Annotated in this window: 13 protein-coding genes; 4 read left to right on the top strand and 9 right to left on the bottom strand. The window is 60.4% G+C overall.

Going from position 1 to position 12,465, the window contains the following annotated elements; genetic code table 11:
* Positions 1-104: 104 nt before the first annotated feature.
* A complete protein-coding gene (locus ACQK2G_RS12690; RefSeq protein WP_425405401.1) occupies positions 105-1,367 on the bottom strand; it encodes a polyhydroxyalkanoate depolymerase in 1,263 nt (420 codons plus the stop codon).
* Between the two features lie 186 nt (positions 1,368-1,553).
* Here ACQK2G_RS12690 and ACQK2G_RS12685 point away from each other — a divergent pair, with 186 nt between their 5' ends.
* Genes ACQK2G_RS12685 through ACQK2G_RS12675 form a run of 3 tightly spaced genes read left to right on the top strand, consistent with a single transcriptional unit; the run spans position 1,554 to position 3,496 of the window.
* Complete coding sequence (locus ACQK2G_RS12685; protein WP_425405400.1) at positions 1,554-2,312, top strand: glucose 1-dehydrogenase; 759 nt, start codon at positions 1,554-1,556, stop codon at positions 2,310-2,312.
* A 39-nt stretch (positions 2,313-2,351) separates the two neighbouring features.
* Entirely contained in the window at positions 2,352-2,864 is a 513-nt protein-coding gene (locus ACQK2G_RS12680) for a thiamine pyrophosphate-binding protein (protein WP_425405399.1), read from the top strand.
* Positions 2,865-2,878: 14 nt separating this feature from the next.
* Positions 2,879-3,496: a thiamine pyrophosphate-dependent enzyme gene (locus ACQK2G_RS12675; RefSeq protein WP_425405398.1), complete on the top strand. Its 618-nt coding sequence runs from the start codon at positions 2,879-2,881 to the stop codon at positions 3,494-3,496.
* A gap of 12 nt (positions 3,497-3,508) precedes the next feature.
* Here the strand turns inward: ACQK2G_RS12675 and ACQK2G_RS12670 are convergent, their stop codons facing one another.
* The 5 genes from ACQK2G_RS12670 to metC are packed head-to-tail and all read right to left on the bottom strand — an operon-like array spanning position 3,509 to position 8,553.
* Positions 3,509-4,732, bottom strand: coding sequence for an adenylate/guanylate cyclase domain-containing protein (locus ACQK2G_RS12670; RefSeq protein ID WP_425405397.1), 1,224 nt, complete (start codon positions 4,730-4,732; stop codon positions 3,509-3,511).
* A gap of 46 nt (positions 4,733-4,778) precedes the next feature.
* On the bottom strand, positions 4,779-5,921 hold the full coding sequence (gene modC, locus ACQK2G_RS12665) for a molybdenum ABC transporter ATP-binding protein (protein WP_425405396.1): 1,143 nt from the start codon (positions 5,919-5,921) through the stop codon (positions 4,779-4,781).
* Entirely contained in the window at positions 5,918-6,619 is a 702-nt protein-coding gene (gene modB / locus ACQK2G_RS12660; protein WP_425405395.1) for a molybdate ABC transporter permease subunit, read from the bottom strand. Before modB ends, modC begins: the two co-directional genes overlap by 4 nt.
* A 17-nt stretch (positions 6,620-6,636) precedes the next feature.
* Entirely contained in the window at positions 6,637-7,392 is a 756-nt protein-coding gene (gene modA, locus ACQK2G_RS12655; protein WP_425405394.1) for a molybdate ABC transporter substrate-binding protein, read from the bottom strand.
* Between the two features lie 3 nt (positions 7,393-7,395).
* Positions 7,396-8,553 (bottom strand): cystathionine beta-lyase, encoded by a 1,158-nt coding sequence (gene metC, locus ACQK2G_RS12650; protein WP_425405393.1) that lies wholly within the window; start codon positions 8,551-8,553, stop codon positions 7,396-7,398.
* Between the two features lie 76 nt (positions 8,554-8,629).
* Between metC and ACQK2G_RS12645 the strand changes: the two genes are divergently transcribed.
* Positions 8,630-9,739 (top strand): NAD(P)/FAD-dependent oxidoreductase, encoded by a 1,110-nt coding sequence (locus ACQK2G_RS12645; protein WP_425405392.1) that lies wholly within the window; start codon positions 8,630-8,632, stop codon positions 9,737-9,739.
* On the opposite strand, the gene ACQK2G_RS12640 is transcribed toward ACQK2G_RS12645, so the two are convergent.
* The 3 genes from ACQK2G_RS12640 to ACQK2G_RS12630 are packed head-to-tail and all read right to left on the bottom strand — an operon-like array spanning position 9,736 to position 12,362.
* Positions 9,736-10,737, bottom strand: coding sequence for a GNAT family acetyltransferase (locus tag ACQK2G_RS12640; protein ID WP_425405391.1), 1,002 nt, complete (start codon positions 10,735-10,737; stop codon positions 9,736-9,738). The genes ACQK2G_RS12645 and ACQK2G_RS12640 overlap by 4 nt on opposite strands.
* A 28-nt stretch (positions 10,738-10,765) precedes the next feature.
* Positions 10,766-11,614 carry a 3-mercaptopyruvate sulfurtransferase gene (gene sseA, locus ACQK2G_RS12635; RefSeq protein WP_425405390.1) on the bottom strand — a complete coding sequence of 283 codons (849 nt, stop codon included), beginning with the start codon at positions 11,612-11,614 and terminating at the stop codon, positions 10,766-10,768.
* Between the two features lie 34 nt (positions 11,615-11,648).
* The gene (locus ACQK2G_RS12630) at positions 11,649-12,362 is read right to left on the bottom strand and encodes an alanyl-tRNA editing protein (protein ID WP_425405389.1); all 714 of its coding nucleotides are present in this window, start codon (positions 12,360-12,362) and stop codon (positions 11,649-11,651) included.
* Positions 12,363-12,465: the final 103 nt, after the last annotated feature.

Raw genomic sequence — 12,465 nt, 5'->3', positions numbered from 1 at the left:
AAGGATGTCGCGCGGTGTATCGGCCCAAGCCGGTTCTGTAAAGTATTGAGCCGGCGGAACAGGTCGCGCCGGCTCGATGCTCTACAACGGAACCGCAGCAGGATCTAGGCGGCAGTTTTCACCTGTTTCTTGGCCTGCAAATCCAGGTCATGGGTGCGAATCCACTTTTTCACGACAGGTGCAATCTGGTTCCGCCACTTGCTGCCGTTGAAAATGCCGTAGTGCCCGGCGTCCTTTTGAAGGTGATACAGTTTTTTGTCATCGGAAAGGCCGGTCGCCAGCTTCAATGCCGCCTTGGTCTGGCCAACACCTGAAATATCGTCCAATTCGCCTTCGACGCAGAGCAGTGCCGTCCGATCGATTTTTGTTACGTCGACCGGATGCCAGCGGGCGACCATCTCGCCCTTCGGCAAGGCATGGTCCTGGAACACGGTTTTCACGGTCTGCAGATAATACTCCGCCGGCAGGTCCATCACGGCCCGGTATTCTTCATAGAAGGCGATCTTCTTCTCGGCCGCGTCGTCGTCGCCCTGCACGAGATGATCGAACAGCTCATGATACGACGCCATGTGGCGGTCCAGGTTCATGGAGATGAAGTTCGTCAACTGTATGAAGCCCGGATAGACCTTCCGCATCGCGCCCGGATAGGGGAAGGGAACGTCGACGATGACATTTCGCTCGAACCATTCGATCGAATGTTCCTTGGCCAATTGGTTCACGGCGGTCGGCGATTCGCGGGTGTCGATCGGGCCGCCCATCATGGTCAGCGTGGACGGGGCGCAGAGGTCGCCCCAACCGGACATGATCGCCGTCGCCGCAAGCGACGGTACGGCCGGTTGACAGACCGCGATCATATGCGTGTTCGGTCCCAAAACATGAAGAAAATCAATCAAGTAATCGATGTAGTCATTCAGATTGAATTTGTCTTCCGTCACCGGAATCATCCGTGGATCCTGCCAATCGGTGATATAGACCTCATGATCCGGGATCATTTCCTCCACTGTGCCGCGCAACAGGGTGGCGTAGTGGCCGCTCAGCGGCGCGACGATCAATAGCTTCGGATCGTTACGTTTGCGCGCCAATTTCCGCTTGAAATGCACCAGATGGCAGAAAGTGCGATGCACAATCGTTTCGTATTCGACCTCGACCTCTTTGCCGTCGATGACAGTCGTGTCCAGTTCCCAGTCGGGTTTGCCGAAACGGCGGGTCAAATGCTCATAAAGGTCGGCGGCGGACATCATTGTCCGGCCTGCATTGGTATAGGCTAACGGATTCATGGGGTTGCGCATCGCCAAGCGGGCGCCTTGGGCCAGAATACGGCTCGGCGCCATCATCATACGCTGCATCTCATGCATGTAATAAAGCATCTAATATCCCGCCGAATTATTTATGTTTGCGATGCAACAGTATGCGTCTCGCACCGCAACGGGGCAATCCTGCAAATTGCCTAGACTGGCCAAATCGTGCCTTGTTTTGCCTATATACGCGGTATCGGTAAGCAATTTCTTAAGATTCCGCTGACATAGCTGCGCAGACGGCGGAAAGGGGGGAATATGCGGCTTTCCGGCAAGGGAACATTCATTACAGGTGGGGCCTCCGGCCTGGGATTCGGTTGCGCGGAGGCTTTCTTGAAGGAAGGCGCGCGCGTAGTAATCGCCGATCTCGACAAGGAGAAGGGTAAACGGGTCGCCGATACATTGGGCGACCGGGTGCATTTCCTGAAACTCGACGTCACGCGGGAGGATGAGTGGATCTCGGTCCTGCAGCAGGCCGAGGAATGGCTCGGCACGCTTCACACTCTGGTCAATTCAGCGGGGATCGCCTTCTTCTTGGATGTGGAGAACACGAGCCTGGAAGACTGGCGCCGCATGATGGCGGTCAACCTGGATGGCGTATTCCTGGGCTGCAAGCACGGCATCGCGCCGATCGAACGCGCGGGCGGTGGGTCCATCATCAATCTCTCTTCCGTCAGCGGAATAATCGGAGGTGCGAATCTGGCTGCCTACAACGCAAGCAAGGGTGGCGTCAGACTGTTGACCAAGTCCGTCGCCCTGCATTGCGCGCGGAAAGGCACGGGTGTTCGCTGTAATTCGATCCATCCGACTTTCGTTCAAACGCCGATGGTCGACGATTTCGTCGCCAACACCCGCAACCCGGAGAGGACCCGAGCCGCACTTGTCGAACAGATTCCGATTGGTCGGATTGGCCAGCCGGAAGACGTGGCCGCCATGGCGGTATACCTGGCTTCGGACGAATCTAGTTTTGTGACCGGGGCGGAAATGGTCCTGGATGGCGGATTAAGCGCCCAGTAGAAGCTCGAACAAGAAAGACGCCCAAGCAGGAGACGCTGGATGAGCGAGTGGTGGAAGGATTTGTTCACGGTCTTGAAGGAGGCCGATGTCAGACAGGTTGGGTATGTGCCGGATGCCGGACACAGCAAGCTGATCAAAGCCTGTATCGAAGAGAATGAAATCGATGCGACGGTCCTGACCACGGAAGAGGAAGGCGTCGCTCTGGGGGCGGGTGCTTGGCTGGGCGGCGATCGCGCAGCTCTGCTGATGCAGTCCAGCGGGGTCGGCAATTGCATCAATATGTTGTCAATGAACGCCAGCTGCCGCATGCCGTTGTTGATGCTTGTGACCATGCGAGGCCAGTGGGGCGAGTTCAACCCCTGGCAGGTTCCGATGGGACAGGCTATCCCGGAAATCCTCCGGCAAGCGGGCGTCCTTGTCTATGAAGTGGATCAGGCAGACGAAGTCGGTCCGACCGCGGCCCAGGCGGCCCGGCTGACCTACAATTCCCAGAAGCCCGTCGCGGTGCTATTGAGCCAGCGCCTGGTCGGCAGCAAGAGCTTCGGCAAGTGAGGGAGGGGGACAAGATGACATCAATGGACGGAAAATGGGGAGAGTCCTTTCCTCTGCACCGGCGTGCGGTAGTGAACAGGTTGTTGGCGGACCGCGGCGATCTGTTGGTGGTCGCGGGGCTCGGCGCCTGTGCCTGGGATATCACGGCGGCCGGCGACCATGACTGTAATTTCCCGCTCTGGGGGGCGATGGGCGGCGCGGTGATGATCGGGCTGGGCCTCGCGCAGGCGCAGCCGAAGCGGCGCGTCCTGGTGCTGACGGGCGATGGTGAAATGCTGATGGGCGTCGGCAGCTTGGCGACGGTCGCGGTCAAGAAACCGCAAAATCTTGCCATTGTCGTGCTGGATAATGAGCGTTTCGGTGAAACCGGGATGCAGACGACACATACCGCGGCCGGCGCGGACCTGGCGGCGGCGGCAGCTGGTCTAGGCATCGAGACGGTTTCCACGGTGGTGGACGAAGCCGGGGTGGATGCGGTCCTCGACCGCGTCCACAACCATCAAGGCCCCAGTTTCGACGTCATCAAGATCCGCGCGGAAGCCCATGAGTTCAGCCTTCCGCCAAAGGACGGTGCCTACCTGAAGGATCGTTTCCGGGTTGCCGTCCTGGGCAAGGAGGCCGCAACGCTCTGAAGCGGCTTGTCTCTACGGCGCGTCGATGTCGAACGCCTCGTCAAAGGCGGTATAGCTGACGACGGATTGGGGAACGGCAACGCCTTTCAACATGTGCTCGCCTCTTGGGGTGACCGGCACGGCGGCGATTAAACCCATTTCCTGCGAAAGCAGCAGTGGGATTTCCAGGTCCTTCGTCAAGGATTCCAGCCTTGCGGTCCGGTTCACCGCCGGCCCCATGACGGTGAAGTCCAGCCGTCCCGGCGCGCCCACATTGCCGTAGATCACATGCCCGAAATGCAGACCGACGCCGAATCGAATCGCGGGCTTCCCCTCCCGCTCGCGAAGGCGGTTCAACACGGCCAGACTGGAGAAGGCGTCGACGGCGGCGTCGAGCGCTGCGCGGCATGCATCCCGCCGAGCCGCCTCGATCTCCTTGTCCTCGTCTACGGGAAAGACGATCAGCATGGCGTCGCCGATGAAGCGCAGGATTTCCCCGCCATAGACGGTTACGGCGGTGTGGACGTGTTCGAAATAGGCGTTCAACAGGTCGAGAACGTCTGCTGGGGGCAGCGATTCCGTCAGTCGCGTGAATTCGCGTAAGTCGCTGAACCACAGGGCGGCGTCGATTTCCTCGCCATCACCGCGCTTTATCAAGCCTGCAAAAACCTTCTTGCCTGTCCGTGGCCCCAGATAGGTATCCAACAGGCCGACCGCGATATTGTGTGTCACGAGGACTTCTACGATGGGGGCCAGATGCAAGACGATGCGATTGAATTTTGCGATATCGGTTTCCGTGAAACCATCCGGTATGTCCGTATTGACCAGGAACGTGCTTTGACGATGAAAGGTGAAAGGGATGGCCAAGCCGTAATAATCGGTGACGCCGGAAGCCGCGAGTTCGAACAGAACCGGGTGGTCCCGATCCTTGTCCAGATGCTTCAGTTTGCGGTGAAAAGGTTCGCCTGTCTTGACGATGATCTCGATCGGACTGCCCTTGTAGGCGTCCGTGTTCCAGATGCCGTGATCCGATCGTCTGTGGGAGATCATGCCTTCGCCGCGTTCCCAAAGCACACGTTCGGCGGCGAATTGCGGGTGAAGGGTGCGGAACGTCATCACCATCCGCATGATCGGGGCGCCGGTGGCCACAAGCGCACCGGCAAGACCGGACGCAATGCTTTCCAGGTCCTGGCATTTGCGGCCGTCGGTCAGTAGCCAATCGACAACGGGTTCGATCTTCCAATCAGTCGTGGTCACGGTAGGTGAATTCCTGGGGGCATTTGGGTTTCTCATTCTTCAACGGTCACGTGTAGCGGGCGGCATGTTCGGACCCCGCACCGCGCCCCAAAGTGTGTTTGTCGATGGCGACGGCCTTGATCAGGGCAAAGACCGGTGACCCGATCCGCAACTGCAATTCGTCGAGCGATTTACGCGTGATCCTCACGCGCAGCGGCGCCCCTATGTCGACGGAGACTTCCACCATCGCATCGGCGGCCGCGTCCCCCCGGCCATGAATACGCTCGCCGATTTCGCGGACAGTGCCGTTCAAGATGTTCTGGAAACTCGTCCCGGAAGGTTTTTCGATGGCGAGGGCAACATCCCGCGCCCGTATCCTCAGTCTCAAAGCTTTGCCGACGGGAAGGGAGAGTTGTGGAACCCGGATGTCGCCGCCTGGTGTATCAAGAACCGTCAGGCCATAGGTGTCGTCCTGCAGCTTGACGGTGGCCGCCAGGACGGAGCCCGCTTCGTAACGGCCGGTCAGCGGGTACAGATCGAGCCTGCTCGTGATTGCGCCGACATCGCCGCTCGCCGCGACATGTCCGTCGTCGATCAGCACCATGACATCCGCAAGCCGCACGACTTCCTCCAGCGAATGGCTGACATAGATGATCGGCAGCCCGAGCTCATCCCGCAGTCGCTGGATGAACGGCAGAATCTCCGCCTTGCGCGCCCCATCGAGCGAGGCCAACGGCTCGTCCATCAGCAGGATTTGCGGGTTCGACAAAATGGTCCGCCCGATTGAGATGCGCTGTCTTTCGCCGCCGGACAATTCCCGGGGACGCCGGTTCAACAGGTGACCGATATCGAGTAGGTCGGTGATCTGTTCCAACGTAAAGCGTGTCTCGGATTCGCGTCCCGCTCCATAGAGCAGGTTCGACTTCACGGTCATATGCGGGAACAGGCGTGAGTCCTGAAACACATATCCGATACCGCGTTTGTGGGGCGGCATATCGATGCCGGCTGCGCTGTCGAACAGGACCCGGCCATCGATAGAGACCCGACCCGTATCGGGCTTCAAGAGGCCGGCGATCATGTTGATGATGCTTGTTTTGCCGCAGCCGGATCGGCCGAACAGGGCCACGATGCCCGCTTCGTCTTCATCGATGCCGATATCCACATCGATCGAGAAGGTCGGGAAATCCTTTTTCGCGCGAAGCTCTATCATTCCGCGCTCCCGATCGAGCGACGGATCCGCCTGGCCATGTATTCGGACGCAATCATGGCGACCAATGCGACTGCGATCGAAATCACGGCCAACCGTGCCGCCGCGGCTTCCCCGCCCGGTGTCTGGATCTGCGAATAAAGAGCGAGCGGTATTGTCTGGGTCTCCCCCGGAATGTTGGAGACGAAGGTTATCGTTGCACCGAATTCTCCCAGCGCACGGGCGAAGGCCAGCAGCGCGCCAACCAGAATGCCGGGAGAAATCAACGGCATGGTGACCGTCGCGAAGACGCGCAAGGGTTGGGCGCCAAGTGTCCTGGCGGCATCCTCAAGACCACGGTCGACGCTTTCGATCGCCAGCCGCATGGCCCGAACGGCGAGCGGAAGGGCCATGACGGCGGCGGCGACCGCGGCACCTTTCCAGGTGAAAGCGATGCTGATTCCGAAAACGTCGTGGAGCCACGCGCCGAGGATCCCCTTTCGGCCTAACAGCACCAGCAGCAAATAGCCGACCACCACCGGGGGCACCACGAGGGGAAGATGAATGAAACCGTCCAGAAGGGCCTTGCCGGGAAATCGATAACGCGCCAGCAGGAAGGCCAACGCCAGAGCGATGGGTAAGCAGCCGAGCATGGAGACGAAGGCAACGCGCAGGCTGAGGGCCAATGCCTCCCACTCAGCCGGTGATAACAGATCCGTCACCCGTTCTCGTCCTTACGTCACTGTCCCGCGGCAAGCGGCTCAAAACCGTAGCGACGAAACATGGCGGTGGCGTCCCCGCTCTGCAAGGCGTTCAACAAGTCCCGCGCCGCGTCGGACAGCAGAACGCTGCGATAGACGATAGCGGAGTGAAGGCCTGGATTGATCTCCTCGGCAATGCGTAAACGATCGGACCCGACGGCATCGCTGCGATAGACGATCGCGCCATCGACCTCACCGCGTTCTACGAATGCGACGGCCGTCCTGACATTGGACCCGAAAACGAGGAGCGGTGTCAGTTTGTCCAGGAGTTTCAGGTTCTCGAGAGCTTGCTTGGCATATTGGCCAGCGGGAACATGGGCCGGGTCGCCCAGCATAAGACGTCCATCCGGCGGAAAGTCCTTGAGGGTGAGGGCTGACGATGCGCCCGCGGGTACGACCAGAACCAGTCGATTGGCCAGCAGGTCCGCCGCCCGTTCCTTGTCGATATCCATTTCCCCGATCAGCCAGTCGGCCCAGCGTGGATTGGCGGAGATGAACAAAGCCGCGGGGGCGCCTTGGGCGATCTGGCGCGCCAGCGTCCCGCTGCTGGCGAAGATAGGAACGATCCTATTCCCGCCGATCTCCCCGCCAAGTGTCTGGATGAATTCAGTGAGAACCGGTTGCAGGCTGGCCGCCGCCATCAGATGCAGGTCCTTCGCACGCGCCGGATGCCCTATAAGCCCCGACAGCGCGAAGATTACGGCTGCGATAAACACGGCGGCGCGGCGGCGCATGGCTCACCCTCTCATGGCGTTCAGGCGCTCGAATCCGGCGGCCAGGTCTGCGATCAGGTCTTCCGGATCTTCCAAGCCCACATGCATGCGCAAGGTCGCGCCACCCGGGTTCCAGGTAGTCGCGCTGCGCATCTTGGACGGATCGCTGGGCAGGATCAGGCTTTCATATCCGCCCCAGCTCGCCCCCATGCCAAACAGCTCCAGTCCGTCGAGCATGGACGCCAGCGCCTGTCGATCGGTGCAATCGACAATGAAACCGAAGAGGCCGCTTGCCCCGGTGAAATCCCGCTTCCAGATTTCATGGCCCGGGTCCTTCGGCAGGGCGGGGTGCATGACGCGCAGTACCTCCGGCCGTTCGCGCAGCCATTCGGCCAGTTTGATGCCGTTCTCGTGCTGGCGGCGCATGCGCACCGCCATGGTCCGCAAACCGCGTGTGCCAAGATAGACGTCGTCCGGTCCGGCGCAATTCCCCTGCTGCAGGAAGGTATCCTGGACCTGGGCATAGGTCTCCTTGTTGCAGGCGATGGTGCCCAGCATGGCGTCGGAATGGCCCACGATATATTTTGTCGCTGCCTGGACGGAGACGTCGACGCCGAGTGTCAACGGTTTGAAGAAATAGCCGCCGGACCAGGTGTTATCGATCGCCGTCGGCACGCCGTGTTTCTTCGCGGCGGCGACAATGGCCGGGACGTCCTGCATCTCGAAGGTGAGGGAACCCGGGGATTCCATCCAGATCAGGTTGGTGTTGGGGCGGATCAGTTTTTCGATCCCGCCGCCGATCAGCGGGTCGTAGTATTCGGCTTCGATGCCAAGCCGCTTGAGAATGCCATTGGCGAATTTCCGGGTCGGGAAATAGGTGCTGTCGGTCAGCAGGACATGGCCGCCCGCTTTCACGAAACTCATCAGCGTCGTTGTCACCGCCGCCAGGCCTGAGGGCGCAAGCACCGTGCCATGGGCTTGTTCCAACTGGGAAACAGCCTCTTCCAGCGTAGATGTTGTCGGCGTGCCTTTCCGACCGTAAACATATTTCCGGTCGCGACTGTCGAAATCCGCCAGAGTCGGAAAGAGGATCGTGGACGCGTGATACACGGGCGTGTTCACCGCACCATGGTTCTCATGGGGATGCCGGCCCGCATGGGTCAGTTTGGTATCGTCTTTCATCTGGAACCCCGGAGAAAAGAAATCGCTCGGTGGCGGCTAGAGTGCAGTGCGCGGAAGCAGGGAGCAAGCGTCAGGGATGGAAGAGGCGGAAGTTGAAACAGTCGTGATTGGGGCGGGCGTCGTCGGTCTGTCCTGTGCCCGGTCGCTGGCCATGGCGGGCGACGATGTGATCGTATTGGAAGCGGCGGACGCAATCGGTACGGAAACCAGCAGCCGGAACAGCGAAGTCATCCATGCCGGCATCTACTACCCGACCGGCAGCGACAAGGCGAAGCTCTGTGTCGAGGGCAAATGGATGCTCTATGACTACTGTGCCAGTCACGGTGTGCCGCATTCCAATTGCGGCAAGCTGATCGTCGCGACCGAGGAAGGCCATCTGGAGAAACTGCAGGCCATCCTGGACAAGGGCGCGGAAAACGGCGTCGACGACCTTGAACAAATCGGCGCCAATCAGGCGATTTCGATGGAGCCGGCCCTGTCATGCATCGCGGCGATCAACTCGCCGTCGACCGGCATCGTCGATTCCCATTCACTGATGCTGGCCTATCAGGGTGACGCGGAAGATCACGGCGCGATGATCGCCTTCAATTCCCCCGTTATCCGGGGCGAAGCTACGTCCACTGGCATCGTGCTGGACATCGGCGGCGAGAACCCGATGCGCTTGAGGGCCAAGAAGGTGGTGAACTCCGCGGGCCTGCACGCCATGCACTTGGCTGAGAAGATCGAAGGGCTCGACCCCGCCAATACCCCGCCGACTTTCTATTGCAAGGGTAACTATTTCACCATGGCGCGGAAAAGCCCTTTCACGCGCCTCATTTACCCGATGCCGCAGGCGGCGGGGCTCGGTGTCCACGTTACGCTCGACATGGGCGGCCAGATCCGCTTCGGGCCGGATATCGAGTGGGTGGATGAGATCGATTACGAGGTCGATCCTTCCCGCGGCGACAGTTTCTACGAAGCGGTGCGCGCCTATTGGCCGGACCTGCCAGACGGCGCACTTGAACCGGGCTATTCCGGCATACGGCCGAAAATCGCCAAGCCCGGTGGCGCCGGTTTGGACTTCATGATCCAAGGGCCTGAGGAAACCGGTGTGGACGGTTTCGTGAACCTGTTCGGCATCGAGTCACCGGGCCTGACATCGTCGCTAGCGATTGGGAAGCGGGTTCAAGGTCTATTGGCCGGCTAAACGGGAATGATCCCCAGTGCCTTCGGGTCGGGGACCTTCTTCTGCTCGCGCGCGTAAGGCCGGAACCCGGCCTTCTGATAGGCGCCAAGCGCGGAAGGGTGATCCAGGGAGCAGGTATTGACCGTCAGTCGTTTGGGCGCGGGATCGCGATCCCATGCGGTCCGGATTGCCCAGTCCAACAGATAGGGACCGAGTCCCTTGCCGATGAAGTCCGGCAGTAGGCCGAAATAGGCCACATCCGCTTCGTCCGGCATGCCGCGGAAGTCCAGCTCCACGAAGCCCGCGGGTACGCCGCCTTCGGACAAGACGTAGATCTCGACATTTTCGTCGGTGATGATCGCGTGGACTTCCGCGTCGCTCATCTTGCGGCGTTCAAACCACAGCCACGGGTCCCCGACGGTGTGCTGGATATATCGGTAATAACTGACCGTTGGGTTGTGCAGGCGGATCAGGGACAAGGGAGTTCCGGTCACTGGCATGGGGCGGGGTGGGGCGGTGGGACGCGCCGTCATTTCCAGGAAGGTGATCGTGACATCGAAGAGCTCGACCTCCGGCTCAGAGGCCGGTTCATCCTGCGCGGCGGGTGGTTCGATCAGCCATTTCGCCATCAGGATACGATCTTCGATTGTGTAGCCTATCGCCTCGTAAAAGGCCGCGACCGGTTTGTTCCCGCCGCGAATGATCAATTCGGCCTTGGGGCAGCCTTGCTCGGCCAGCCAGTCCTCCGCAACTGTCACAATACTGCGTCCCGCGCCGGTACCGCGCAGGTCCGGATGCGTCGCGACGTAATAGAGCCAGCCGCGATGACCGTCGAAACCGCACATGGCGGAGGCGACGATGTCCTCTCCGTCGATGCCGACGAATATCTCCGCGGCAGGGCTGCGCCGCGCCAGCGCGATATCGGCGGTCGGGTCGTTCCAGGGGCGGATCAGCTTGCAGGCGCCCCAAAGGGCGACCAGGGCTTCCTCATCCCCGTCGATGATGGGTCTGATATCCATGGCGATACCTAAGAAAAAAAGACTGAAATCAGGTTTCGATCGGCAGTTCTTCCCGCGATCCCCATTCCGACCAGGACCCGTCATAGACGGCGGCGTCCTCCCGGCCCAGCACGTAGAGGCCCAGCGCCAGATTACACGCGGACACACCAGACCCGCAGGAGGTGATGATCGGGTTTTCCAGGTCGATCCCGGCATCGGTGAAGATCTTCTTCAATTCCTCTGCCGGTTTCAGCGTTCCGTTGTCGGCCAGGATCTTCTGGAACGGGATATTGAAACTGCCGGGAATATGGCCCGACCGAAGACCGGGACGGGGCTCCGGATCCTGTGCCAGGAATCGGCCGGCCGACCGGGCATCGATAATATCGGCTGTCTCCAGCGCATCCAGGACATGCTGGGCACTGCGCACCAGATGCGGATGGAAGCGTGCCTTGAATTTGGCGGGTTTTGCGGGTGCGGGGGGCGTGGTTTCCACATGCCGGCCTTCGTGTTCCCATTTCGGCAACCCACCGTCGAGAACCGCGACTTTTTCATGTCCGAAGGTGCGGAACATCCACCAGCAGCGCGAGGCCGAGAAGATGCCGTTCACGTCATAAGAGACGACGAAGCTGTCGTTGGAGACGCCGAGCGCGCCCACCTCCCGTTCGAACCGGTCGGGGGAGCAGAGCATATGTGGTTGGTCCGCGTCCGGGTCCTTGATCTTGCCGTCGAAATCGAAGAATTGCGCGCCTGGAATGCGCAGGCCTTCGAATTCCGTTGCGGCATCGCGCTTGACCGTCGGCAGATGATAGCTGCTGTCCAGCACCACGACATTCGGGTCGTCCAGATGATCGGCCAGCCATTCCGTGGAAACGGTGGGTGTCGGATAGGCGTCGCTCATGTCAGATATCCTTGCCGGATGTTTGGAAGGTTGTTCAAACCGTATCGAAAACGATATTCACGCGTCGGTTTCGCTTGCCCTTGTTCTCGATCTTGGAGACGCGCACAGGACCAATCTCTCCCGTGCTTTTCACATGGGTGCCGCCACAGGGTTGCAGGTCGACCCCGTCGCCGATCTTCAGCAGGCGAACCTTGCCGGACCCGCGCGGCGGTTGGACCGACATGGTGCGGACCAGATCGGGATTGGAATCCAACTCTTCGTCGGTGATCCACTGGGCGGTCACCGGGTGATCCTCCTGGATCAGCGCATTCAGCTTTTCGGTGATCTCGTCCTTGTCGAGCGTATGTTCGCCGACATCGAAGTCCAGGCGGCTCTTGTCTATGCCGACCTGACCGCCGGTGACGCCGCAAGGCACGATAGAGCAGACAAGATGCATGCAGGTGTGCATCCGCATCAACTGGTGCCGGAATTCCCAATCGATTTCGCCACGGACCTTGGTGCCAGGCTGCAGGGCCGGCTGGCCTTCCTCGGGGACATGAACGATCTCGCCGTCGGCCTTGATGGTCGTGCCGATCCGAACGGTGGTTCCGTCCTCGGTCGTCAGCACGCCTTTATCGCCGGGCTGGCCGCCGCTGGTATAATAGAACAGGGTCTGGTCCAGAACGATCCCGCCACGGTCGTTCACCGCCGTTACGGTCGCGTCGAATTCGGTTTGATAGGCATCGTCGCGGAACAACAGCGCCGTCATCTGTCCTTCTCCCTGTTCCCGGTGTTCTTACCCTCATCTGTGGCCGAAGCCGCGGGGCAAGGCAAGGCTGAAGGCCTTGCCTTGCGGCGGATCGCCCGGACGG

Source organism: Hwanghaeella sp. (genome assembly GCF_965227365.1).
Lineage (GTDB): Bacteria > Pseudomonadota > Alphaproteobacteria > UBA8366 > Aestuariispiraceae > Hwanghaeella.
Note: the sequence above shows the minus strand (reverse complement) of the source record. Positions and strands in the feature narration are given on the sequence as shown.

Coding starts and splice junctions, on each gene's coding strand:
- ACQK2G_RS12690 (WP_425405401.1), bottom strand. CDS start 1,367: ATGCTTTATTACATGCATGAGATGCAGCGTATGATGATGGCGCCGAGC.
- ACQK2G_RS12685 (WP_425405400.1), top strand. CDS start 1,554: ATGCGGCTTTCCGGCAAGGGAACATTCATTACAGGTGGGGCCTCCGGC.
- ACQK2G_RS12680 (WP_425405399.1), top strand. CDS start 2,352: ATGAGCGAGTGGTGGAAGGATTTGTTCACGGTCTTGAAGGAGGCCGAT.
- ACQK2G_RS12675 (WP_425405398.1), top strand. CDS start 2,879: ATGACATCAATGGACGGAAAATGGGGAGAGTCCTTTCCTCTGCACCGG.
- modC (WP_425405396.1), bottom strand. CDS start 5,921: ATGATAGAGCTTCGCGCGAAAAAGGATTTCCCGACCTTCTCGATCGAT.
- modA (WP_425405394.1), bottom strand. CDS start 7,392: ATGCGCCGCCGCGCCGCCGTGTTTATCGCAGCCGTAATCTTCGCGCTG.
- metC (WP_425405393.1), bottom strand. CDS start 8,553: ATGAAAGACGATACCAAACTGACCCATGCGGGCCGGCATCCCCATGAG.
- ACQK2G_RS12645 (WP_425405392.1), top strand. CDS start 8,630: ATGGAAGAGGCGGAAGTTGAAACAGTCGTGATTGGGGCGGGCGTCGTC.
- ACQK2G_RS12640 (WP_425405391.1), bottom strand. CDS start 10,737: ATGGATATCAGACCCATCATCGACGGGGATGAGGAAGCCCTGGTCGCC.
- sseA (WP_425405390.1), bottom strand. CDS start 11,614: ATGAGCGACGCCTATCCGACACCCACCGTTTCCACGGAATGGCTGGCC.
- ACQK2G_RS12630 (WP_425405389.1), bottom strand. CDS start 12,362: ATGACGGCGCTGTTGTTCCGCGACGATGCCTATCAAACCGAATTCGAC.